This window comes from Amycolatopsis sp. WAC 01376 (genome assembly GCF_003947415.1).
In the GTDB taxonomy this organism is placed as follows: Bacteria; Actinomycetota; Actinomycetes; order Mycobacteriales; family Pseudonocardiaceae; genus Amycolatopsis.
This window is the reverse complement of the sequence record NZ_QHKL01000003.1, coordinates 1,148,589-1,170,884: the sequence shown is the minus strand read 5'-3', so window position 1 is coordinate 1,170,884 and position 22,296 is coordinate 1,148,589. Positions and strand designations below refer to the sequence as shown.

Annotated in this window: 18 protein-coding genes and 1 riboswitch; of the genes, 12 read left to right on the top strand and 6 right to left on the bottom strand. The window is 68.4% G+C overall.

The genetic code is table 11. From position 1 onward, the window contains the following. The first annotated feature begins 43 nt into the window (after nucleotides 1–43). From DMH03_RS22280 to DMH03_RS22235, 10 genes are all read left to right on the top strand, one after another. Nucleotides 44–436 (top strand): MerR family transcriptional regulator, encoded by a 393-nt coding sequence (locus DMH03_RS22280; protein WP_125793862.1) that lies wholly within the window; start codon nucleotides 44–46, stop codon nucleotides 434–436. Beyond that, entirely contained in the window at nucleotides 433–912 is a 480-nt protein-coding gene (locus DMH03_RS22275) for a tetratricopeptide repeat protein (RefSeq protein ID WP_233611581.1), read from the top strand. Before DMH03_RS22280 ends, DMH03_RS22275 begins: the two co-directional genes overlap by 4 nt. 41 nt (nucleotides 913–953) lie before the next feature. Next, on the top strand, nucleotides 954–1,793 hold the full coding sequence (locus DMH03_RS22270; protein ID WP_125793861.1) for an enoyl-CoA hydratase-related protein: 840 nt from the start codon (nucleotides 954–956) through the stop codon (nucleotides 1,791–1,793). Beyond that, nucleotides 1,790–2,398 (top strand): acetoacetate decarboxylase family protein, encoded by a 609-nt coding sequence (locus DMH03_RS22265; RefSeq protein WP_125793860.1) that lies wholly within the window; start codon nucleotides 1,790–1,792, stop codon nucleotides 2,396–2,398. The genes DMH03_RS22270 and DMH03_RS22265 overlap by 4 nt, the downstream gene beginning before the upstream one ends. Nucleotides 2,399–2,620: 222 nt before the next feature. Continuing rightward, a complete protein-coding gene (locus DMH03_RS22260) occupies nucleotides 2,621–5,626 on the top strand; it encodes a ribonucleoside-diphosphate reductase subunit alpha (protein ID WP_125793859.1) in 3,006 nt (1,001 codons plus the stop codon). 83 nt (nucleotides 5,627–5,709) lie between these two features. Next, nucleotides 5,710–6,786, top strand: coding sequence for a ribonucleotide-diphosphate reductase subunit beta (locus tag DMH03_RS22255; RefSeq protein ID WP_125793858.1), 1,077 nt, complete (start codon nucleotides 5,710–5,712; stop codon nucleotides 6,784–6,786). A 155-nt stretch (nucleotides 6,787–6,941) separates the two neighbouring features. Next, a riboswitch (cobalamin riboswitch) is annotated at nucleotides 6,942–7,165 on the top strand. Nucleotides 7,166–7,263: 98 nt separating this feature from the next. Further along, a complete protein-coding gene (gene metE / locus DMH03_RS22250) occupies nucleotides 7,264–9,537 on the top strand; it encodes a 5-methyltetrahydropteroyltriglutamate--homocysteine S-methyltransferase (RefSeq protein WP_125793857.1) in 2,274 nt (757 codons plus the stop codon). Between the two features lie 136 nt (nucleotides 9,538–9,673). Further along, nucleotides 9,674–11,119, top strand: coding sequence for a cytochrome P450 (locus DMH03_RS22245; protein ID WP_199748967.1), 1,446 nt, complete (start codon nucleotides 9,674–9,676; stop codon nucleotides 11,117–11,119). A 209-nt stretch (nucleotides 11,120–11,328) separates the two neighbouring features. After that, nucleotides 11,329–13,176: a bifunctional diguanylate cyclase/phosphodiesterase gene (locus DMH03_RS22240; RefSeq protein WP_233611580.1), complete on the top strand. Its 1,848-nt coding sequence runs from the start codon at nucleotides 11,329–11,331 to the stop codon at nucleotides 13,174–13,176. An 18-nt stretch (nucleotides 13,177–13,194) separates the two neighbouring features. Next, nucleotides 13,195–13,659 (top strand): peroxiredoxin, encoded by a 465-nt coding sequence (locus DMH03_RS22235; RefSeq protein ID WP_125793855.1) that lies wholly within the window; start codon nucleotides 13,195–13,197, stop codon nucleotides 13,657–13,659. Here the strand turns inward: DMH03_RS22235 and DMH03_RS22230 are convergent. The 4 genes from DMH03_RS22230 to DMH03_RS22215 form a co-directional block, all read right to left on the bottom strand. Further along, entirely contained in the window at nucleotides 13,646–14,176 is a 531-nt protein-coding gene (locus DMH03_RS22230; RefSeq protein ID WP_125793854.1) for a GNAT family N-acetyltransferase, read from the bottom strand. The two genes, DMH03_RS22235 and DMH03_RS22230, sit on opposite strands and share 14 nt — an antisense overlap. Nucleotides 14,177–14,422: 246 nt before the next feature. After that, nucleotides 14,423–15,598 (bottom strand): LCP family protein, encoded by a 1,176-nt coding sequence (locus DMH03_RS22225; RefSeq protein WP_233611579.1) that lies wholly within the window; start codon nucleotides 15,596–15,598, stop codon nucleotides 14,423–14,425. 126 nt (nucleotides 15,599–15,724) lie between these two features. Beyond that, nucleotides 15,725–16,987, bottom strand: a complete 1,263-nt coding sequence (locus DMH03_RS22220) for a cyclopropane-fatty-acyl-phospholipid synthase family protein (protein ID WP_125793852.1) — start codon at nucleotides 16,985–16,987, stop codon at nucleotides 15,725–15,727. Nucleotides 16,988–17,008: 21 nt separating this feature from the next. Continuing rightward, on the bottom strand, nucleotides 17,009–17,704 hold the full coding sequence (locus tag DMH03_RS22215; protein ID WP_125793851.1) for an alpha/beta hydrolase: 696 nt from the start codon (nucleotides 17,702–17,704) through the stop codon (nucleotides 17,009–17,011). Nucleotides 17,705–17,835: 131 nt separating this feature from the next. Here DMH03_RS22215 and DMH03_RS22210 point away from each other — a divergent pair, with 131 nt between their 5' ends. Next, a complete protein-coding gene (locus DMH03_RS22210; RefSeq protein WP_125783797.1) occupies nucleotides 17,836–18,564 on the top strand; it encodes an SIS domain-containing protein in 729 nt (242 codons plus the stop codon). A gap of 109 nt (nucleotides 18,565–18,673) precedes the next feature. On the opposite strand, the gene DMH03_RS22205 is transcribed toward DMH03_RS22210, so the two are convergent. After that, nucleotides 18,674–20,539, bottom strand: a complete 1,866-nt coding sequence (locus tag DMH03_RS22205; RefSeq protein ID WP_125793850.1) for an ABC transporter ATP-binding protein — start codon at nucleotides 20,537–20,539, stop codon at nucleotides 18,674–18,676. Between the two features lie 145 nt (nucleotides 20,540–20,684). On the opposite strand from DMH03_RS22205, the gene DMH03_RS22200 reads away from it, so the two are divergent. Beyond that, the gene (locus DMH03_RS22200; protein ID WP_125793849.1) at nucleotides 20,685–21,986 is read left to right on the top strand and encodes a glycosyltransferase 87 family protein; all 1,302 of its coding nucleotides are present in this window, start codon (nucleotides 20,685–20,687) and stop codon (nucleotides 21,984–21,986) included. Here the strand turns inward: DMH03_RS22200 and DMH03_RS22195 are convergent, their stop codons facing one another. After that, a complete protein-coding gene (locus DMH03_RS22195) occupies nucleotides 21,987–22,196 on the bottom strand; it encodes a helix-turn-helix domain-containing protein (RefSeq protein ID WP_003071237.1) in 210 nt (69 codons plus the stop codon). Nucleotides 22,197–22,296 lie beyond the last annotated feature (100 nt).

The following is a 22,296-nucleotide window of genomic DNA, read 5'->3' as shown; positions in this document are numbered from 1 at the left end:
TCGTCAACGTTGATACCGGTATGAAGGTCAAGTGGGGAAAGCGATGAAGATCGGTGAACTGAGTCACCGGACGGGCGTCAACGCCCACCAGTTGCGCTACTACGAAGCCCAAGGCCTCCTGGAGGCGAGCCGCGGCACGAACGGCTACCGCGAGTACGACGAGACGGCCTTGCTGCGGGTGAAGCAGATCCGGCATCTGCTCGCCGCCGGTCTGTCGTCCGAGGACATCGCGTATCTGCTGCCCTGCGCGATCGGCGAGGAGCCCGAGCTGATCGGCTGCCCCGAACTGCTGGCCGCGATGCGCGAGCGGCTCGCACGCCTGGACGAGCAGCTGGCCAAGCTGGCGCGTTCGCGTGACGCGCTGGCCGACTACATCGTGGTGGCCGAGCGCGTCGGCGTCGAGGCCTATCCGCCCTTCGACGGCGCTGCCGCGTGAACGAGACACAGGAAGCGGTCCGGCTGCGGGAGCAGGGCACCGACGAGGCCCGCCTGCGGTTGATCGAGCTGGCCGCGCGGAACCCTCGGGACGCCGTGATCGCCTACCAAACCGCGTGGGCGCATGATTCGGCCGGGCTGGAGGCGGCGGCGGCCCCGTTCTACGAGCAGGCTCTCGCGGGCGAAGGTCTGTCCACAGAGGACAGGCACGGCGTGTTCGTCGGGCTCGGCAGCACGTATCGCGTCCTCGGCCGGTACGACGAGTCGCTCAAGACGTTGCGCCGCGGCCTCGGCGAGTTCCCGGACGACGCGGCGCTGAGGACCTTCCTCGCGATGGCGCTCTACAACGTCGGCGAGGCGCGCGAAGCGGCGGGAACGCTGCTGAAGGTGCTCGCGGCGACGAGCGCGGACGACGGCGTGCAGCGGTACCGGCGGGCGGTCGAGTACTACGCCGACCATCTGGACGACGTCGAATGAGTCTTATTGACACCTTGTCAACATAGCCTTACTTTCACGTCATGAGCGCGTACGCCGAAATCACCTACGAGGTCGCCGACCGCATCGCGACGGTCACGCTCAACCGGCCCGAGGCCCGCAACGGCTACACCACCCGCATGGCCGACGAACTCGGCGACGCGATGGACCGGGCCGACCGCGACGAAGACGTCCGGGTGGTGATCCTGACCGGCAACGGCAAGGACTTCTCGGTGGGCGCCGATCTCACCCAAGGCGGCTTCGACTTCGACCCGGAGACCGGTCCGGACGCGGCATGGCAGGAACCGGCGGGACGTTGCTCGAAGCGGATCTTCACGATGAACAAGCCGGTGATCGCGGCCCTGCGGGGCGCGGCCGTCGGCGGCGGCATCACGATCACGCTGTCGTGCGATTACCGGCTGGCGTCCACGGACTCCCGGTTCGGTTTCGTGTTCGTCCGCCGAGGGATCTACCCCGAAGGCGCGTCCGCGTGGTTCCTCCCGCGGCTCGTCGGGATGGGCACGGCACTCGACTGGATGATCAGCGGCCGCGTGTTCGACGCCGAGGAAGCGAAAACCGCCGGGCTGGTCCACAGTGTTCACGAGCCCGAAGAAGTGCTCGGCAAGGCACGCGAACTGGCCCTCGAGATCGCCAGGACCACCTCACCGGTTTCGGTCGCGGTGACCAGGCAGCTGTTGTACCGGATGGCCAGCGCGGAGTCGCCGTTCCCCGTGCACGAACTGGACTCCAAGCTGATCGGCGGCCTTGGCTCCAGCCCGGACGCCGTCGAAGGCGTCGTGTCCTTCCTGCAGAAACGACCACCGGAGTTCTCCATGCGCGTCGACACCGACCAGCCCGCCTACCTGCCGTGGCGGAACGCATGACCGCCTATCCCCCGGAGCCCTGGAACCTGGCGGGTCAGGCGTACCTGTCGGTCTGGCGTGTCCCGGTGAGCGAACTGCCCGCGCTGCCCGACGGCGCCGAACCCGTCGTACTGGGCGGCAGCGCGCAGGTGTTCACCGCCTGGATCGACTACCAGGAGCCCGGACAGCTTCAGTATCACGAGCTGCTGGCGACCGTCGCGGTCCGCGGCAAGCGCCTCTCCAGCTCGATCACCGACATCTGGGTCGACAGCGAAGTCTCCCTCGCCGGCGGACGCGCGTTGTGGGGCATTCCCAAGGACCTCGCCGCGCTCGACTTCGCCCACGGGCGGACCTTCACCGCCTCGGCGGCCACCCACGAGGACTGGATCGCGACGGCGGCCTTCACCGCCCGCCCGAGCCTTCCGGTGCGGATGCCCGCGGCCTTCGACGTCGTCCAAATGCTGGACGGCCGTCTCAAAAGAAGCCCCGTCCGAGCGACGGCGAACCCGCGTCCCGCGACCGCGGATTGGCGGATCAACGAATCCGGCCCGTTCGGCTTCCTCGCCGGTCAGCGGCCCGTCCTGAGCGCATGCCTGCGCGATTTCAAGCTCGTTTTCGGGGGCTGACCAGCCGCTCAGCGTGATCGGCTAACCCGGCAGGGTGAGACCACGACACGCCACCCATTGGGGCACGTGCAGGCTCCGACCCCTACATGTAGTCTCTGGGAACCGGCACCGCCCAGCGACGGGGAGACCGCTCGGGAGCGGTGGTCGGACAGCTTTGTGAACGTGCAGCGCACGGCCTTGTGAGGCCTTGTGGTGCTTCAACGCGCCCTCTTGGAGTCATGCATGACAGTGGTCAACTCGGAAACCGGTCAGCGGCCGCCCTCGTCCTCGGACACGACGCCCGCGACCGTGCGAGTCATCCGGCGGGACGGCAGCGTGTCCCCCTTCGACGCGAACAAGATCTCGGTCGCCGTGACCAAGGCCTTCCTCGCCGTCGAGGGCGGTGACGCGGCCGCCTCGTCGCGGATCCACCACCTGGTCAACGAACTGACCGAACAGATCGAAGCCACCCTGCTCCGCCACGCCGGTCCCGAGACCGCGCTGCACATCGAGCAGATCCAGGACATCGTCGAGCTCGCGCTGATGCGCGGCGAGCACCACAAGGTCGCCCGCGCGTACGTCCTGTACCGCGATGAGCGCGCGAAGGCCCGTGACGCCGAGAAGCCTGCTTCGTCCGACGTCGCCATCAGCGTCAAGGCGGCCGATGGCTCGCTCCGTCCGCTCGACTGGGCCCGCGTCTCGCACGTCGTCGGCGAGGCCGTCGCCGGCCTGGATGACGTCTCGGCCGAGCCGGTGCTGGCCGAGGCCAAGCGCAATCTCTACGACGGCATCAGCGCCGACGAACTCGCCCTCGCCCAGATCATGGCCGCGCGCGTGCTCGTCGAGCAGGAGCCGAACTACTCCTACGTCAGCGCCCGGCTGCTCGCGGACAAGCTCCGCGGCGAGGCACTCACCTACCTCGCGGGCACGCCGCAGCTGGCCAGCCAGGACGAGATGACCGCCAGGTACCCGCAGTACTTCCGCGACTACCTCAAGCGCGCCATCGAGCTGGAGCTGGTCAACCCCGAGCTCCAGACGTTCGACCTGGACAAGATCACCGCGGCCATCCACGCCGAGCGCGACCTCGACTTCGGCTTCCTCGGCCTGCAGACCCTGTACGACCGGTACTTCCAGCACCACGACGGCATCCGCTTCGAGCTGCCGCAGGCGTTCTTCATGCGCGTCGCGATGGGGCTGGCGATCCGCGAGGACAACCGGGAATCTCGTGCCATCGAGTTTTATGAGCTGCTCTCGACGTTCCACTTCATGGCGTCCACCCCGACGCTGTTCAACTCGGGCACCACTCGCCCGCAGCTGTCGTCCTGCTTCCTGACCACTGTGGACGATGACCTGGACTCGATCTTCCAGGCGTACAAGAACAACGCGCTGCTGGCGAAGTACTCGGGCGGCCTCGGCAACGACTGGACCCCGGTCCGCGGCCTCGGCGCGCACATCAAGGGCACCAACGGCCAGTCGCAGGGCGTCGTGCCGTTCCTCAAGATCGCCAACGACACCGCGGTCGCGGTGAACCAGGGCGGCAAGCGCAAGGGCGCGGCCTGCGCGTACCTCGAGACCTGGCACGTGGACATCGAGGAATTCCTCGACCTGCGCAAGAACACCGGCGACGACCGTCGTCGTACGCACGACATGAACACCGCGAACTGGGTGCCCGACGAGTTCCTTCGCCGCGTCGAGGCCGACGCGCAGTGGACGCTGTTCTCGCCGAACGAGACCCCGGACCTGCACGACCTCTACGGCACCGCGTTCGCCGAGCGCTACCGCGAGTACGAGGCCGCCGCCGAACGCGGCGAGCTGAAGGTGTTCCGCAAGATCCGCGCGGTCGACCTGTGGCGCCGCATGCTGACCATGCTGTTCGAGACCGGCCACCCGTGGATCACCTTCAAGGACCCGTGCAACCTGCGCTCGCCGCAGCAGCACGTGGGTGTCGTGCACTCGTCCAACCTGTGCACCGAGATCACCCTGAACACCACCACCGACGAGGTCGCGGTCTGCAACCTCGGCTCGGTGAACCTGCTCAAGCACGTCACGCCCGAGGGCTTGGACACCGCGCGGCTCGAGAAGACCGTGCGCACCGCGGTCCGCATGCTCGACAACGTGATCGACATCAACTTCTACACGATCCCGGAGGCGCGCCGCTCCAACCTGCGCCACCGCCCGATCGGCCTCGGCCTGATGGGCTTCCAGGACGCGCTGTTCGAGATCGGTGTCCCGCTGTCCTCGGACGAGGCCGTGCAGTTCGCGGACACCAGCATGGAGCACATCAGCTACTACGCGATCTCGGCGTCGACCGACCTCGCCGAGGAGCGCGGCCAGTACCAGACGTTCGAGGGTTCCTTGTGGAGCAAGGGAATCCTGCCGATCGACTCGCTGCAGCTGCTGATCGACGCCCGTCAGGGCGACGCGCTCGACGTCGACACGTCGTCCACTTTGGACTGGGCGCCGCTGCGTGAGCGCGTCAAGACCGTCGGCATGCGCAACTCCAACGTGATGGCGATCGCGCCGACCGCGACGATCTCCAACATCTGCGGCGTCGGGCAGTCGATCGAGCCGCTGTTCCAGAACCTGTTCGTCAAGTCGAACATGTCCGGCGACTTCACCGTGGTGAACCCGCACCTGGTCCGCTCGCTCAAGGAGCGCGGGCTGTGGGACGAGGTCATGGTCTCGGACCTGAAGTACTTCGACGGCAGCCTCGGCCAGATCGACCGCGTGCCGGACGACCTGAAGGCGCTGTACGCCACCGCGTTCGAGATCGAGTCGAAGTGGCTGGTGGACGCCGGTTCGCGGCGTCAGAAGTGGATCGACCAGGCGCAGTCGCTGAACCTGTACATCGCGGCGCCCAGCGGCCGCAAGCTCGACGAGCTGTACCGCTACGCCTGGCACAAGGGCCTCAAGACCACGTACTACCTGCGGGCGCGGTCCGCGACGCACGTGGAGAAGAGCACCCTGCGCGGCACCGACGGCAAGCTGAACGCGGTCTCGGCCACCCCGGCCCCGCCTTCGGCACCCAAGACCGCCGCCCCGGCTCCCGCCGCTTCGCCCGCCCCGTCGGCTTCCGCCGCGGTCTCGCCGCCGCCCGCCGCCGCGGTCCCGGCCGTCCCGGTGACCGCCCCGGCCCCGGCCGCCAAGCCGGAGCCGAAGGAGATGCCGCAGGTCTCGGACGTCGACTTCGTCGCCACCGACGGTGCCGCCTGCCGGATCGACGACCCCGACTGCGAAGCCTGCCAGTGACCGCCCGGTCGTGAGTGGCGATTCGTGTTCTGACCCGAATCGCCACTCACGACCCACCCGACCCACACGTGAAGTGAGCCTCCATGACCACCTTTGACGCTTCCACCGACGCCACCGGGCTCGGTGAGATCGAAGTCGGCGCCGCCCGCATCAACGTCGACGACAAGCGGATGATCAACGCCCGCGCCGACGTCAACCAGCTGCTGCCGATGAAGTACACCTGGGCGTGGGAGAAGTACCTCGCCGGCTGCAACAACCACTGGATGCCGACCGAGGTCGCCATGCAGGCCGACATCGCGCTGTGGAAGTCGGCCGACGGCCTCACCGAGGACGAGCGCACCATGCTCAAGCGCAACCTCGGCTTCTTCGCCACCGCGGAATCGCTGGTGGCCAACAACATCGTGCTCGCGGTGTACCGGCAGATCACCAACCCCGAATGCCGCCAGTACCTGCTGCGCCAGGCGTTCGAGGAGGCCGTGCACACGCACACCTTCCAGTACATCTGCGAGAGCCTCGGCCTGGTCGAGGGCGAGCTGTTCAACATGTACCGCGAGGTCCCGTCCATCTCGGAGAAGGACGCGTGGGCGCTGAAGTACACGCAGAACCTGGAGAACCCGGACTTCGAGACCGGCACCCCCGAGGCCGACCAGAACTTCCTTCGTGACCTGGTCGCGTTCTACGTGATCTTCGAGGGCATGTGGTTCTACACCGGCTTCGCGCAGATCCTCTCGCTCGGCCGCCGGAACAAGATGATCGGCATCGCCGAGCAGTACCAGTACATCCTGCGCGACGAGTCGATCCACCTGAACTTCGGCATCGACTGCATCAACCAGATCAAGATCGAGAACCCGCACCTGTGGACCGAGGAGTTCCAGGCGGAGATCCGCGGCATGCTGACCGAGGCATGCGAGCTCGAGGTCGCCTACGCCCGCGACACCATGCCTCGCGGCATGCTCGGGCTCTCGGCCGAGCTGATCGAGCAGTACATGCACTTCATCACCGACCGTCGCGCGCAGCAGATCGGCCTCGCGCCGATCTTCGGCGAGACCGAGAACCCGTTCCCGTGGATGTCGGAGGCGATGGACCTCAAGAAGGAGAAGAACTTCTTCGAGACCCGCGTCATCGAGTACCAGTCCGGTGGCGCCCTCGACTGGGACTGACCCCCGCCCGTAGTACATGAAGGCCCCCTTCCTTGCGCCTAGGTACAGGAAGGGGGCCTTCATGGCGATGTGCGGTTTTCGATGGGGGTCGTGAGTGGTAAGTGTCGTTAGAACGACACTTACCACTCACGACCTACCTACTTGTGGGCCTGAGTACGCTCCAAGGTGCTACTGGTTCGCCCGGCCTCTCAGTCCGGTCGAGGTAACAGGGAACCCGGTGTGAATCCGGGACTGCCCCGCAGCGGTATGTGGGAACGAAAGCCGTCACCGTGCGAGACACGGTAAAGCACTGGGACATGGCGCCCCGGGAAGCGACGGCCGGTAGGAGCGAGCGAGCCGCCCACGAGTCCGAAGACCTGCCCGTGGTACGCGCGCCGACGGCGTGCGTGAGTCCGGGCCTCGTGGGATGGGCGCGACCGAACGGCGGTCACTCCTGCGCGCTCCGGGCTCTCACGACAAGCTCGCGAGGAGAGAGCTGTGACCGAAATCGGCACGACTGTGCTGGGCTACCCCCGCATCGGACCGGACAGGGAACTCAAGCGTTCACTCGAACGCTACTGGGCGGGCAAGATCGACGAGGCCGAACTGCTGGGCGCCGGCCGCGCGCTGCGCACCCGGGCCTGGCGGGAACTCAAGGACGCGGGGCTGGATTCCGTCCCCTCCAACACGTTCTCCCACTACGATCAGGTGCTCGACACCGCCGAGCTGTTCGGAGCGCTGCCGGAGCGCTTCGCGACGCTCGGTCTTTCGCCGCTCGACACCTACTTCGCCGCCGCGCGCGGGGTGCAGGACGCGCCGGCGATGGAGATGACGAAGTGGTTCGACACGAACTACCACTACATCGTCCCCGAACTCGGCCCGGAGACGTCGTTCGCGCTCTCCGGCACCAAACCGCTCGACGAGTACCGCGAGGCCCGCGCGATCGGCGTCGAGACGCGGCCGGTGCTGGTGGGCCCGGTGACGTTCCTGCTGCTCGCGAAGGCGAGCGAGACCGCTCCGGAGGGCTTCCGTCCACTGGATCTGCTCGACAACCTCCTCGACGGCTACGTCGAGCTGCTAAGGCGCCTGCATGACGAAGGCGTCGAGTGGGTCCAGTTCGACGAACCCGCCTTCGCCGCGGACCGCACCGAGCGGGAACTCAACGCACTCATCCGCGCCTACCACCGGCTCGCGAAGGAGACCGCGCGCCCGAAGATCCTGGTCGCCGGGTACTTCGGCGGTCTCGGTCGTGGCTTGGGCGTGCTCGCCCGCTCCCCGATCGACGCGATCGCCGTCGACCTCGTCACCGATGAGTCCTTTGTGGACGCGGTCGCGGCCGAACCCGCCTTGCGGGACAAGGAGGTCCTGGCCGGTGTCGTCGACGGACGCAACGTCTGGCGCACCGACCCCGCCCGCGCGCTCGGCCGGGCGGCGACGTTGCTCGGCACCGCCAGGTCGGTCAGCGTGTCGACGTCCTGCTCGCTGCTGCACGTGCCCTACGACGTCGAGCGGGAGGACGGGCTCCATCCGCGGCTGAAGGGCTGGCTGGCGTTCGCGAAGCAGAAGGTCGACGAGGTCGTCCTGCTCGGACGCGCGTTGAAGGAAGACGGCGTCGACCTCTCCGCCGCTCGTGCCGCGGCCGCGGATCGCGCGACGGCGGCCGACCTGGCCGACGCCGGGGTGCGTGCCCGGCTGGAGGCGCTGCGGCCGGAGGACACCGTCCGCTCCCCCTACGCCGAGCGCGCCGCGGCGCAGCAGGCCGCCTTGGAGCTGCCGCCGTTGCCGAGCACCACGATCGGCTCGTTCCCGCAGACCACCGGCGTCCGCAAGGCGCGGGCCGCGCACAAGGCGGGCTCGCTGGACGACGCGGGCTACGAGGCCGCGATGAAGGCCGAGATCGAGCGCGTCATCCGGTTGCAGGAGGAGCTCGGGCTGGACGTGCTGGTGCACGGCGAACCCGAACGCAACGACATGGTGCAGTACTTCGCCGAGCGGCTGGCCGGGTTCGCGGCCACCGACTTCGGCTGGGTGCAGTCCTACGGTTCGCGGTGTGTCCGGCCGCCGATCCTGTACGGCGACGTCTCACGTCCGGAGCCGATGACCGTCGAGTGGGCGCGCTACGCGCAGAGCCTGACCGGCAAGCCCGTCAAGGGGATGCTGACCGGTCCGGTGACGATCCTGGCGTGGTCGTTCGTCCGCGACGATCAACCGCTGGGCGAGACCGCCCGCCAGGTGGCGCTGGCCATCCGCGACGAGGTGCACGACCTGCAGCAGGCGGGCATCCGCGTCATCCAGGTGGACGAGCCGGCGCTGCGCGAACTGCTCCCGCTGCGCGCGGCGGCGCACGAGGCGTACTTCGCGTGGGCGGTTTCGTCGTTCCGGCTCGCGACGTCCGGGATCGACGACGCGACCCAGATCCACACGCATATGTGCTACTCGGAGTTCGGTGAGGTGGTCAAGGCGATCGACGCGCTCGACGCCGACGTCACCAGCATCGAGGCCGCGCGGTCGAAGATGGAGGTCGTCACCGACCTCGGCGCGGCGGGCTTCGGCCGCGGTGTCGGGCCGGGCGTGTACGACATCCACTCGCCGCGCGTCCCCGGTGTCGACGAGGTCAGCGGGCTGTTGCGGACCGCCGTCGGTGCCGTGCCCGCCGAGCGGATCTGGGTCAATCCGGACTGTGGCCTGAAGACGCGCGGGTACGCCGAGGTCGAGCCCGCGCTGCGGAACCTGGTCGCGGCCGCCCAAGCGGTCCGCGCCGAGCTTTCCTGACGTTCCGTGAGGGCCTCCTTCCCTACCCTGAAAGTAGGGAAGGAGGCCCTCACGGACTTCCGCCGAGGTATTGTCAGAACGTCAATAAGGGTGCGATGGTGGAGCGGTAGCCGATCTCAGCGGGGAGATGGTCACCATGGCGAACGCCGTCGAAAAGGTCACCGGGGCGCTGCGCGAGCGGGTCCCACCGCTCACGTCGATCCCCTTGCCGCGTTCGGTCGACCAGCGCTGGCTCGGCGCGACCTGGCCGGTCCGCGAACTCGCGCCCGCCCCGCCGGGCCTCAAACCCGTCCTCGGCGACGAAGGCCCGCCGGTCATCGGGCACGCGCTGGACTTCATGCGCTTCGGCATCGAGTTCGGCCTCAAACGCTACGAGACCTACGGCCCGGTGTCGTGGATGGGCGCGTTCGGCCGCCGCATCGTCGCGCTCTCCGGCCCGGAGGCCACGCAGATCGCGTTGGTGAACAAGGACAAGGCCTTCTCCCAGGAGGGCTGGAAGTTCTTCATCGAGCAGTTCTTCGACCGCGGCCTGATGCTGCTCGACTTCGGCGAGCATCACCTGCACCGCCGGATCATGCAGGCGGCGTTCACCCGGCAACGGCTCACCGGCTACGTCGACCAGATGGGCCCGGCCCTGCGGGAGGGCATCGCCGCGTGGGCGGACCGGCCGAACCCGCGGATCTACTGGTCCCTCAAGCAACTCACGCTCGACGTCGCGACGCGGGTGTTCATGGGCATGCGATCCGGCGACGACGCGGCCGCGATCAACCGCGCGTTCGTGAATTCCGTGCGCGCGGGCACGGCCATCGTGCGCTTTCCCGTTCCCGGCGGCCGCTGGGCGGCTGGTCTGCACGGCCGCAAGGTCCTCGAACGCTACTTCTCGGCGAATCTGCCCGCGAAACGGGCGAGCGACGGCGACGACCTCTTCACCGCCTTGTGCCACGCCACCACCGAAGACGGTGATCGCTTCACCGACTCCGACGTCGTCAACCACATGATCTTCCTGATGATGGCCGCGCACGACACGTCGACCATCACCAGCGCCGCGGCCGTCTACCACCTCGCGAAGAACCCCGAATGGCAGGAACGTGCCCGCCAGGAGTCCCTCGCGCTCGGCGACGACGTGCCGGACATCGAGGCGCTGGAGACCCTGACGACGCTGGACCTGGTGATCAAGGAAGCCCTGCGGCTGGTGGCGCCGGTTCCTTCGCTGGCAAGGAAGACCGTGAAGGACACCGAGGTTCTCGGCCACTTCATTCCCGAAGGGACACTCGTCGGGGTTTCCCCCACCGTCAACCATTTCGCGCCGGAGTACTGGACCGACCCGATGCGGTTCGACCCGGAACGCTTCGGCGAGGAACGCCGCGAGGACAAGTCGCACCGCTACGCGTGGATGCCGTTCGGCGGCGGCGCGCACAAGTGCATCGGCCTGCATTTCGGGACGTTCGAGGTGAAGGCACTGCTGCACGAGATGCTGCGGGCGTATCGGTGGTCGGTCCCGGAGGACTACACCGCACGCTGGGACTATGTCTCGCTGCCCGTTCCCGCGGACGGCCTGCCGATCCGGCTGGCAACGCGCTGAACTCCGACCAAACGGACATTCACGATCGAGTACTCTTGGTGACATCCGGTCACCACTCGTGTAGTAGCGATCACCCTTTCAGCCGGTAGACACCCCGGATCGCGCATGATGCCGTGGCACTACACCCGGTCGGCTCATACCTAGTGTGGGCCCATGAGTTCGGACACCCGGTCTGAGCTGGCCATAAACCGCGCATGAAGAGGTGAAGTGTGCCCGAGCCTGGTTCCGCGCCAGGGTTGGTGGACGTAGCTCGGAGATGGGCCGAGACGCTCGCTGACACTAAAGGAGTATCGCTTCCCAAGGAGCAACTCGAACAGCTGCTGCTCGGCGTCGCCAAGGACGCCGTGCGGGCCGAGCCCGATCACCAGCCCGCTGTGCGGCGCTTCTCCAAGCTCTATTCCGCCTCGCCCATCGGGATCGCGCTCGCCGATCCCCACGGCACGATCGTCGAGGCGAACGCCGCCCTCGGCAAACTCCTCGGCTGCCGTCCCGCCACACTGCGCGGACGGGAGATCCCCGATCTCGGCTCCGCCGACCACGACGTCACCCGGCTGCGGAACGCGCTCTCGCAACTCATGACGGCAGGAAGGCCGACGCAGCAGGAACGCCTGCTGCTGACCCACAGCGAGGAAGGCCCGCTCTGGGTCGACGTGACCCTGACCGATCTGCCCGGTGACCGGCCCGGTTCGACCTATCCGGTGCTGATGGTCGCCGACGCCAACGAGATCCACCTGCTGCAGGAACAACTGCTGCACCAGAACGTGCACGACCCGCTGACCGGCCTGCCGAACGCCACCGCCTTCGGCAACGCGCTCGAAGCCGCACTGGCGGGGTCCGGCAGCGAGCAGATCGCGCTCGTCTACCTCGACGTCGACGGCTTCAAGGTGATCAACGACGGTCTGGGCGCCGGCGTCGGCGATCCGGTGCTGCGCGGGGTCGCGAAGAAGCTCACGTCCGTCTTCACCGGCAGGCACGGCGGTTCGGTCGCCCGGCTGTCCGGCGACGGATTCGCCGTCCTGCTGCACGGCGACTTCACCCCACCCGAGGTGATCGCGCTGGTCGAGCAGGCTCTGGAGGAACTGGTCGAGCCGATCTACCTCGGCGGGCACGGTATCGGGGTCAGCGCGAGCGCGGGCATCGTCGTCCGCCCGATCGCCGACGGCGGCCCCGAAGACCTGCTTCGCGCCGCGGAAATCGCCCTGCACCGCGCCAAGGAGGCGGGCAAGGCGCAATGGATGCTGTTCGATCCGGAACTCGACGCGCGTGACCGGGGTCGCTACCAGCTGGGCGCGGTCATCGCGGGCGCGCTGGAGAACGGCGAGTTCTCGCTGATCTACCAGCCGACGGTGAAGCTCGCGAACCCCGACCAGCTGGCCGCCGTCAACGCCGGATTGCGCTGGAGCCACCCGGAGAAGGGCGAACTGGACTCGGACGAGTTCTACCCGCTCGCGCAGATCACCGGAATGACCATCCCGCTCGGCCGGTGGCTGCTGGCCGAATCGCTCGCCGCCACCGCGAGGTGGCGGAACAGGTTCGGCGAAGCCGCGCCCGACGTGTGCGTGCGGCTGCCGAACCGGCTGGCCATCGAGCCCGATCTGGTGCTGCTGGTCAAGGAACAGCTCGACCGGCACAGCCTGCCCGCCCAGGCCTTGCGGTTGTGCACGGACCGCGAATCCATCCTCGACGGAGGCGGCGAGGTGCTCGACTCCTTCGCCGTACTGGCCGATCTGGGCGCCCAGCTCGTGCTGACGATCTCCGGCTCCGACGATCTCGAGCTGATCCCGCGGCACCGGCTGCCGGTCCGCCACGTGAGCCTGTCCGGCGCCGTGGTCGACGCGCTGGCCGACGGCGAGGACGAGGCCGACGTCCGCCACCTGTGCCAGCTGGTCGCCAGGGCCAAGGAGCTGAAACTTCGCATCGGCGCGGAAGGCGTCCACAATCACGAACAGGCCGAGCGGCTCCGGCGGTACGGCGTGCTCGCCGCGCGCGGTTCGTTCGTCGCGGATTCCGCGACCGGGGACGAGGTCGACGAGCTCATCGAACGCCACGCCCATTGACGTGACAGGATCGCGTCCATGGACCAAGGTGACATCGCCCCGGACTTCACCCTTCCCGACGACAAGGGCGAGCAGCGCACGCTGTCGGACTTCCTCGCGTCCGGCCCGGTCGTGCTGTTCTTCTACCCCGCCGCGATGACCAGCGGCTGCACCGCGGAAAGCTGCCACTTCCGCGATCTGGCCGCCGAATTCGCCGAGGTGGGCGCGCATCGCGTCGGGATCAGCCCGGACGCCGTCGCCAAACAGCGGGAGTTCTCGGCCCAACACGGCTTCGACTATCCCCTGCTGTCCGATGTGGACGGTGTGGTGGCGAAACAGTTCGGCGTGTGGCGCAAGTTCAGCCCGCTGCACGCCAAACGGCACACCTTCGTCATCGACACCGACCGCAAGGTGCTCGAAGTGATCAAGAGCGAACTGAAGTTCACCGTGCACGCCGACAAGGCACTCGCCGCTTTGCGCGAGCGCAAGACTAAGGACGCTTGAGCCGCCAGATCCTGGTGACACCCGCGCAGGCGGGGGCGAGCGGCGGTTCGGTGGCCTCGTCACCGATCATCGTGAACCCCAGCCGCGCGGGCACGGCGCCGCTCGCGACGTTGTTCTCGTCGTGCCGGATCTCGACCTCCGGCGCGCCGAGCCGGAACGCCTCGTCGGCCAGGAGCTTCGCGGCCCTGGTCACGAAGCCGCGACCGGTGTGGTGCCTGCCGAGCCAGTAGCCGATCTCGATCCGGTCCGGATGGATGATCATGCCCGTGCCGCCGACGATTTCGTCCTCGGCGAGGATCGCGAAATCGTAGGTCTTGCCTTCGGCCCAGTTCCTTGCGGTGTTCTCCAGGAAGCCGGCAGCTTCGCGACGGCCGTAACCGTTGGTGGCCCAGAGCATCCACGCGCCGAGATGCGCGGCGGAATCCCCCGCGACGACGGCGAGGGCTTCGAGTTGCCGCGGCTGCCAGCGGCGCAGCGTGACGACTTCGTCGGCAAGGGTCTCGGCGGGCGCTTCCATCCGCCCATGGTGACTCGCCTTCGCTCCGGGCGCCTCCGGTTTTCGGGCCCCGGACGGCCTCGCGGGTGTCATGAAAGGGTCGTTCAGGACGAAAAACGTCCTGAACGACCCTTTCATGACATCGGCCCGGCAGCGAGCAGCGTCCGAAGCACGCGAGCCCCCGCAGACGCTAGGAACGGTCCTTTCCTGGCAAAATTTGCAAGGAAAGGACCGTTCATGGCGCCGGAAGGACCGATGATCAGGTCATCAGGTCAGGATCGCGCTGTCCGGGATCTCCGTGTCGTTCTTCAACGCGTCGAAAAGCAGCTTCGACTTCGTCTTGTCCCAGTTCTCCGCCGAGCCGTTGGTCACCGGCACCGTCGTGGTGACGACGCCGCCCGAGGAGATCCCGCGCATCGCCAGCGCCAGCCCCACCAGGTTGTGCACGTGGTCGCCGGTGTCCATCGTCAGCGCGTCGGGCCCCGTTGACAGCAACGGGAACAGCGAGAACGGGTTCAGCAGGGTGCCGGGGCTGCCGATCTCGCTGACCAGCGCGCCGATGAACTTGCGCTGGTTGGCGACGCGGTCGAGGTCCGAGCGCGGCGTCGCGTCGCTGTGCCGCATGCGGACGAACCCGAGCGCCTGCGGCCCCTGGAGGTCCTGGCAGCCCGCGGGGATCTTGATCCCGGTGAGGGTGTCCTCCATCGGCTTCTCGACGCACATGTGGACCCCGCCGATCGCGTCGACGATCTTGGCGAACCCGCCGAAGCCGATCTCGGCGTAGTGGTCGATGCGCAGGCCGGTGGCGCCTTCGACGGTCTGCGCGAGCAGTGCCGGGCCGCCGATCGAGAACGCGGCGTTGATCTTGTTCTTGCCGTGCCCCGGGATGGCCACCTGCGAGTCGCGCGGGAGGCTCAGCAGCGTCGGCTTGGTGCTGTTGGACGGGACGTGCGCGATCATGATGGTGTCGGTCCGCTTGCCGCCGCCGGCGGCCTTGGAGTCACCGGTGACCAGCTTCTCCTGCTCTTCGGGCGTCAGCCCGTCCCGGCTGTCGGAGCCCACGATCAGCCAGTTGGTGCCCTCGGCCGCGACGGGGCGGCCGGAGTATTCGGCCAGCGCGTCGACGCGGTTGATGGAGAACTCCAGGTACACCCACACGCCGGCGAGGAACACCACGAACACGGTCAGCAGGGTGACCAGCACCTTGCCGAAACCCCAGCGCTTGCGTCGCGCCGGCGGCCTCGGCCGCGCGGCCGAGCGGCCGGGAGGGGGCTGCGGCGGGCCGGGACGACGCGGTGGCGGACCGGCGGGGCGTTCCTGGCCCCCGTGCCCCATGGGCGCGGTCCGCTCGTCGTACGGGCTGCTCCCCCGGCCCGGCAGCGGCATCATCTGCGCCGGCTGGTGCCGCCGGGGGCGGCCGGACGGCGGCCGCTGTGGCGGCATCCGTCGCCCTCGGTCGTCGCCTCCATACGTCATGCCGAATCACCCGTCCCGATTTCGCGTGTAGGCCCAGTCAACCGCAGACCCTAGGTGAAGGACGTCCGGCACCCCGCATCGGTTGGGTGGCGTTCACCGTCCGTTTTCGGCGAATCCGAACTGGTGGACCTTGAGATACCCCGAGCGGAACCCCGCTTCGGAGTACGCCAGGTAGAACTCCCACATCCGCTTGAAGACGTCGTCGAAGCCCAGTTCGGTGATGTCGTCCCACCGCTGGGTGAACCTCTCCCGCCACAGCCGCAACGTGTGCGCGTAGTCCTGGCCGAACTCGCGCACCCCTTGCAGGGTCAGCCGGGTGTTGGCCAGCATGCCCTGCTCGATCGAGGTGGTCGACGGGATGAGCCCGCCGGGGAAGACGTACTTGTGCATCCAGGTGTACGAACGGGCCGCGGCGAGCATGCGTTCGTGGTCCATGGTGATGGCCTGGAGGCCGAATCTGCCGCCCGGCTTCAGCCGCTTCCCGATGGTCTCGAAGAACGTGGGCCAGTAGGACTCGCCGACGGCCTCGATCATCTCGACGCTGACCACGGCGTCGTACTCGCCGGTCGAGTCGCGGTAGTCACACAGCCGGACGTCGACGCGGTCGGCGAAACCCGCCGCCGCGATGCGCTCGGTCGCCAGCTTCGCCTGTTCCTCGGAAATGGTCAGTGACGTGACCCTGGCCCCGCGTGCGGCGGCCCGGATCGAGAGTTCGCCCCAGCCGGTGCCGATCTCGAGCACCGTGCTGCCTTCCCGGACACCCGCGTAGTCCAGGACGCTGTCGATCTTGCGGTGCTGCGCGGTGGTGAGGTCGTCGTCCGGGCCGAACAACGCCGACGAGTACATCATCGACGGGTCCAGGAACGTGCCGAACAGCTCGTTGGACAGGTCGTAGTGGCGATGGATGTTCGCCCGCGCCCCCGCCACGGTGTTCTCCTCGGTCGCGGGGTGGCCGCGGTCGACGAACCGGCGGAACCGTTGCAGCAGCGGCGGGACGAGCGTCGCCATCCGTTCCGCGAACGGGGTCAGCACCTCGGCGAGCGCGTCGCTCGTCCAGTCGCCGACCAGGTAGGCCTCGCCGAAGCCGATCTTCGCGTCCACGCCGAGGCGGTGGAAGAAGGCGGCGGGACGGTTGAGCCGCATCTCGGGCGCGTCCGGGCCGCCCGCGCCCAGCTGCGAGCCGTCGGGCATGCGCACGCGGACGTTCAACGGGCGCACCGCGTGCCGGAACAACTGCTCGGCGATCCGCGCCCGGAACGGGGAATGCGGCGGGGTGGCCAGCCCCGGCCACCGGGTTTCGTCAGGGACGGGCAGGCCGGACGAACCTGCCGCCCGATCGACGCTGAACGTGGACATGAGTACTCCCTCCCACCCGGTTCAGACCGGGATCCGCAGCCGTTCCGAGGTCGGCCGTCTCCAGGCCCCGCTCAGTGTTTCGTCGATTCCCCCGGCTTCGATCAGCTCGAGGGTGAAAGCCCGTACGAGGCGGTTCCAGACGCGGGATCTGCGCAGCATCGCGTGTCCTTCGCCACCGATCTCGAACCGTGCGGACCGCGACGTCACCTTTTCGGCACGTTCGGCGAAAGCGTGTGAGGCCACCGGATCGGTCATCCGGTCCTTGGTCCCGTGCGCGATGAGCACGGCGCGACCGCCCACGGCGTCGATGGATTCACCCGGTGGTGTCCACGGTGCCAGCGCGCAGACGCCGGCCACGGCCGGATCGTCGGCGACGCGCAGGGCGACCCGCCCGCCCATCGAATGACCGACGAGGACCACCGGCACATCCGGGTGATCGTCGTGGATCTGTTTCAAAGCCCAGCGCGCGTCGGCGAGCGCGTCGGTACCGTGGTCGTTCCAGCCGTAGATCCGGTTGCGCAGCAGCCGCACCTCGACCCCGTGCCCCCGGCACGCCCGGTGGACGTCCTTCGCCAGCGGCACCATCCGCTGGTACGCCAGCCGCCACGGCGCCACGCGGGCGTGACTGTGCTCCGCGCCGCCGTGCAGTACCAGCACCACGGCTTTCACCTGGCCGCGTGCTCGCCAAGTCCGCACCGCGGGATCCGCCTCGTTCACCCTGGGCCCTCCAGTCTCCGAAACCCCGGCCGCAGTGATCGGGTCAACCTCGATCATGACCCGATGTATTCCACTTCGGCCATTGGTCCACGCGATACATTCGTCGCTGACCTCCAGACGGAAGGGCGGATGTGGTGAGCACCACCGAACGTTATGCAGACGTCGCCGAACGGCTCGCGGAAGCCGAACGGGGTAACGCGGCGCAGATCCGGAAATCGGCCGAGCTGATCCTGGACGTCATCCGGGCGGACGCCCTGGTGTTCACCGCCGGGGCCGGGCATTCGCTGGCCGCGGTCGCCGAGACCTTCTACCGCGCGGGCGGCCTCGCCTGCGTGTACCCGGTCTACCACCCCGAACTGCTGCCGCTGCACGGCGCGCAGCACAGCACCAAGACCGAGCGCCGCTCCGGGCTCGCCGAAGAGGTGCTGGCCGAGCGCGCGCCGGGTCCGGACGACCTGCTGGTGGTGTTCTCGACCTCGGGCGTCAACCCGTACCCGGTCGAACTGGCCGCCGGTGCGCGGAAGCGCGGGGCATCGGTCATCGCGGTGAGTTCGGCCGCGTCCGTGGCCGCGGCACCCAAACGGGCGGCGACGACCCTGATCGAAGAAGCGAGCATCGTGCTCGACTCCCACGTCCGCCCCGGCGACTCGAGCTACCCGCCGGACGCGCCGCGGACCGCACCACTGTCCACTGTGATCAACGCGTTCCTGTGGAACCTCGTCCTCGCCGAGGTCGTGGACCTCGGTGCGGCGCAGGGCGTCGACATCCCGCTGTGGCGCAGTTCCAACGTGGACGGTGGCGACGAGGCCAACGCCGCGCTGCTGGCCAAGTACGGCGAGCGGGTCCCCGCTCTCCGCTAGCTCCTCGCCCGCGCGGATTGCGAGCGCACCGCCGCCGGGCCCCCACGCGCGCTATGAACGGACCGTTCCTTGCAAATTTTGCAAGGAACGGTCCGTTCATAGCATCCGGTCACGCGGCAGCAGGCTCCTCCGAAAACTGCGTCAGGTACAGCGCCGAGTAGCGCCCTTCCCGCGCGAGGAGCTCCTCGTGCGTTCCCCGCTCGACGATCTCCCCGTGCTCGATCACCAGGATCTGGTCGGCCGCCCGCACCGTCGACAACCGGTGCGCGATGACCAGCGCGGTCCGCCCGTCGAGCGCGTCGGTCAGCGCCTCGCCCACGGCGGCCTCGGACTGCGAGTCCAGATGCGCGGTCGCCTCGTCGAGGACGACGACCCTCGGCTGCGCCAGCAGGAGCCGGGCGATGGTCAGCCGCTGCCGTTCCCCGCCGGAGAGCCGGTAGCCCCGCTCCCCCACCAGGGTCTCCAGCCCGTCCGGCAGGTCCCGGATCAGCTGGGCCAGCCGCGCCTTCTCCAGCGCCGACCAGATCTCGGCATCGGTGACGCCGGGCCGCGCGTATTCGAGGTTCGCCCGGATCGTGTCGTGGAAGAGGTGCCCGTCCTGGGTCACCACGCCGACGGTTTCCCGCAGCGCGGCGAAACCCAGGTCGCGAACATCCACATCGGACAAGCGGACCGATCCGGCGTCGACGTCGTAGAGGCGCGGCAGCAGCGAGGCGATCGTCGACTTGCCCGCCCCGGACGAACCGACCAACGCCACCATCTGCCCGGGTTCGGCGCGGAAGCTGATGCCGTGCAACACCTCTTCGCCACCTCGGTGATCCAAAGTGGACACATCCTCCAACGACGCCAGCGAATACCGGTCCGCGGCGGGGTAGCCGAACCGGACGTCCGAGAACTCCACCGAAACCGGGCCTTCGGGAACGCGGCGCGGCTCCGGCTTCTCTTCGATCATCGGCTTGAGGTCGAGCACCTCGAAGACCCGCTCGAACGAAACCAGCGCGGTCATCACGTCCACCCGGACGTTCGCCAGCGCGGTGAGCGGCGAGTACAGCCTGGTCAGCAGCAACGCCAGCGCGGCGACGGTGCCCGGCGCGAGCGCCCCGGTCAGCGCGAGGTAGCCGCCCAGCCCGTAGACCAAGGCCTGCGCGAGCGCGGAGACCGTGGTCAGACTCGTCAGGAACCAGCGCGTCAGCATCGCCGTCCGCACCCCGATGTCGCGCACCCGCCCGGCCCGCGAGCCGAAGTCGCCCGCCTCACGCGCCGGGTCGCCGAACAGCTTCACCAGCGTGGCGCCCGGCGCGGAGAACCGTTCGGTCATCTGCGTGGTCATCGACGCGTTGAGCTGCCCGGCCTCCCGCTGCAGCGCGGCCATCCGCCGTCCGAGCCGCCGCGTCGGCAGGATGAACACCGGCAGCAGCACCAGCGCCAGCAGCGTGACCTGCCAGGACAGCGTCATCATGACCACCAGCGACAGCACGAGCTGGATCACGTTGGTGACCAATCCGGACAGTGTCGCGGTGAACGTGCGCTGCGCGCCGATGACGTCGTTGTTGAGCCTGCTCACCAGCGCGCCGGTGCGGGTGCGCGTGAAGAACGCGACCGGCATCCGCTGCACGTGCCGGTACACCGCGAGCCGCAGGTCGAGGATGATCCCCTCGCCGATCCTCGACGACTGCGCCCGTTCCGCCAGCCCGAGTCCGGCGTCGATCAGCGCCAGCACCGCGATCACCACGGCCAGCCACACCACCAGTGCGACGTCGTGCCCGCCGATGATCGCGTCGACCACCTTCCCGGCCAGCACCGGCGTGCTCACCGCCAGCACCGCCGACACGACGGTGAGCACCAGGAATACCAGCAGCCTCCGCCAATGCGGCCTGGCGAACCGTGCGACACGGCGGAGCGTGCCCTTGTGCAGACCCTTCGGAACGTCGGCGGACTTCATCGCCGAGTTCATCAGCGACCAAGTGTTGTCCATGAGAACCCTCTCTTACCCCCAGAACCTCGATATTAGTCGAGGGTTTTCCCGGATATAAGCATCACCAACACCGGAGCACACCGGATGCTTCCCGGTTTCCGCGTCCTCTTTCCGGCGGACGCGGCCACGTCGGTAGCCTGAGCCGGTGACCATGGACCCCGACCGGCGACGACTGACCACAGACCTGGTCTTCTACACGGGCTGCCTCGTCTTCGCCGTCGTGAACACGGCCGTCGCGGAGTTCTACGGTTATCGCGTGTGGGCGAACTTCGCTGTAGCGGGTTACGGCCTCGCCGCGGTCCACTCCGGCTGGCTGCTGGTCGCCGCGCGGCGCGGCAAACGCACGTCCGGCATGTTCGGCTCGCGGTGGATCGGTATCGGGGCGATCGGCCTGTTCGCGATGATCCTTCCGTTGGGAATGCTCGTCATTCGCCGTCTGACCGGAGTGGACTGGCTCGTCACGCCGAACTCGTGGGCCGCCCAGCCCGAGGTCTGGGTGATCGAACGATCGGCGAAACTCCTTCTGGAGAACGGAACCCCGTACGTCGACGTCACCGCGCTCGGTCGCGCGGTGGAAGTAAACGATTACACACCATACGGTCCGGTGATGACCGTCTTCGGGCTGCCGCGTGCCTTGTCCGGCGGCGGACCGGTCGCGAACGCCCTCACCGACGCGCGCTGGATGTTCGCGCTGGCGGCCGTCACGTGTGTGCTGCTGACGCTGCGGCTGCTGAAGTGGCCGAAGATCCCGGTCAGTGCGGCGCAACTCGCGCTCGCCTGCCCGCTGACCGCGCTGACCTGGGCGGTCGCCGGCCCGGATCTGGCCATCGTCGGCCTGTTGGTGCTGTCCTTCGCGCTGGCCGCGACCGGCCGCGCGGTGCTGTCGGGCCTGGTGCTGGCACTGGTGGTCAGCGCGAAACTCATCGTCGCGCCCGCGATCGTGGTGCTGGGTGTCCTGTTGATCACACGGCGTGGTCCTCGCGCACTGGGCGGATTCGCCGCGGCACTCGTGGTGACGACACTCGTCCTGCACGTACCCGTCTACCTGGTCGACCCCAAGGCTTTCGTCGAACACGTCTTCCGGTTCCCGCTGGGAATCGGCGTGCTCAAGTCACCGGCGGCGAGCCCGTTGCCCGGCCACCTCATCGCCTCGCTCGGCCCGGTGGGCACGGCGATTTCCTTCACCCTGCTCGGGATCGCGGCCGTCGCGATCCTGGTCTGGCTGTTGCGCCGTCCTCCCGCGACCGGTTCGGACGCGCTGCTGCGCATGGCCGTCGGGCTCGTCGCGCTGATCATGCTCACTCCGGCGACCAGGTACGGGTACCTGGTGTATCCGCTGGTCCTGCTCGGTGCCAGGCTGGCCTTCCTGGCCGCGGAAACCCGTGAAACAGCGGTCCCTGGAAAGGGAACTGCGCCCCCCGCGCAGCAGTCCGCTACTTCCTCGTGACTACTTCTTCTTGACCCTGGTGGCACCGCCACGGCCGCGCAGCTGGACGCCGGACTCCGAGAGGACCCGGTGCACGAACCCGTACGAGCGACCCGTGGACTCCGCGAGGGCGCGGATGCTCGAGCCCTTCTCGTATTTCTTCTTCAGGTCAGCGGCCAGCTTGTCACGCGTGTTGCCGGTGATCCGCGCGCCTTTCTTGAGATCAGCCACGTCGATCGCCTTCCCGCCGAGAGTGTTCTGGGCCACATAACGGCCCCTGTCGCCGCAATGATCGAACACTGAGCGCCGGAATGCCAGACGACGAGCGCAA

Bases quoted from the DNA above. Each gene is read 5' to 3' on its own strand.
- DMH03_RS22260 (WP_125793859.1), top strand. From the start codon at position 2,621: ATGACAGTGGTCAACTCGGAAACCGGTCAGCGGCCGCCCTCGTCCTCG.
- DMH03_RS22230 (WP_125793854.1), bottom strand. From the start codon at position 14,176: ATGGAAGCGCCCGCCGAGACCCTTGCCGACGAAGTCGTCACGCTGCGC.
- DMH03_RS22245 (WP_199748967.1), top strand. From the start codon at position 9,674: ATGGCGAACGCCGTCGAAAAGGTCACCGGGGCGCTGCGCGAGCGGGTC.
- DMH03_RS22225 (WP_233611579.1), bottom strand. From the start codon at position 15,598: ATGCCGCCACAGCGGCCGCCGTCCGGCCGCCCCCGGCGGCACCAGCCG.
- DMH03_RS22205 (WP_125793850.1), bottom strand. From the start codon at position 20,539: ATGGACAACACTTGGTCGCTGATGAACTCGGCGATGAAGTCCGCCGAC.
- DMH03_RS22265 (WP_125793860.1), top strand. From the start codon at position 1,790: ATGACCGCCTATCCCCCGGAGCCCTGGAACCTGGCGGGTCAGGCGTAC.
- DMH03_RS22220 (WP_125793852.1), bottom strand. From the start codon at position 16,987: ATGTCCACGTTCAGCGTCGATCGGGCGGCAGGTTCGTCCGGCCTGCCC.
- DMH03_RS22255 (WP_125793858.1), top strand. From the start codon at position 5,710: ATGACCACCTTTGACGCTTCCACCGACGCCACCGGGCTCGGTGAGATC.
- DMH03_RS22280 (WP_125793862.1), top strand. From the start codon at position 44: ATGAAGATCGGTGAACTGAGTCACCGGACGGGCGTCAACGCCCACCAG.
- DMH03_RS22235 (WP_125793855.1), top strand. From the start codon at position 13,195: ATGGACCAAGGTGACATCGCCCCGGACTTCACCCTTCCCGACGACAAG.
- DMH03_RS22270 (WP_125793861.1), top strand. From the start codon at position 954: ATGAGCGCGTACGCCGAAATCACCTACGAGGTCGCCGACCGCATCGCG.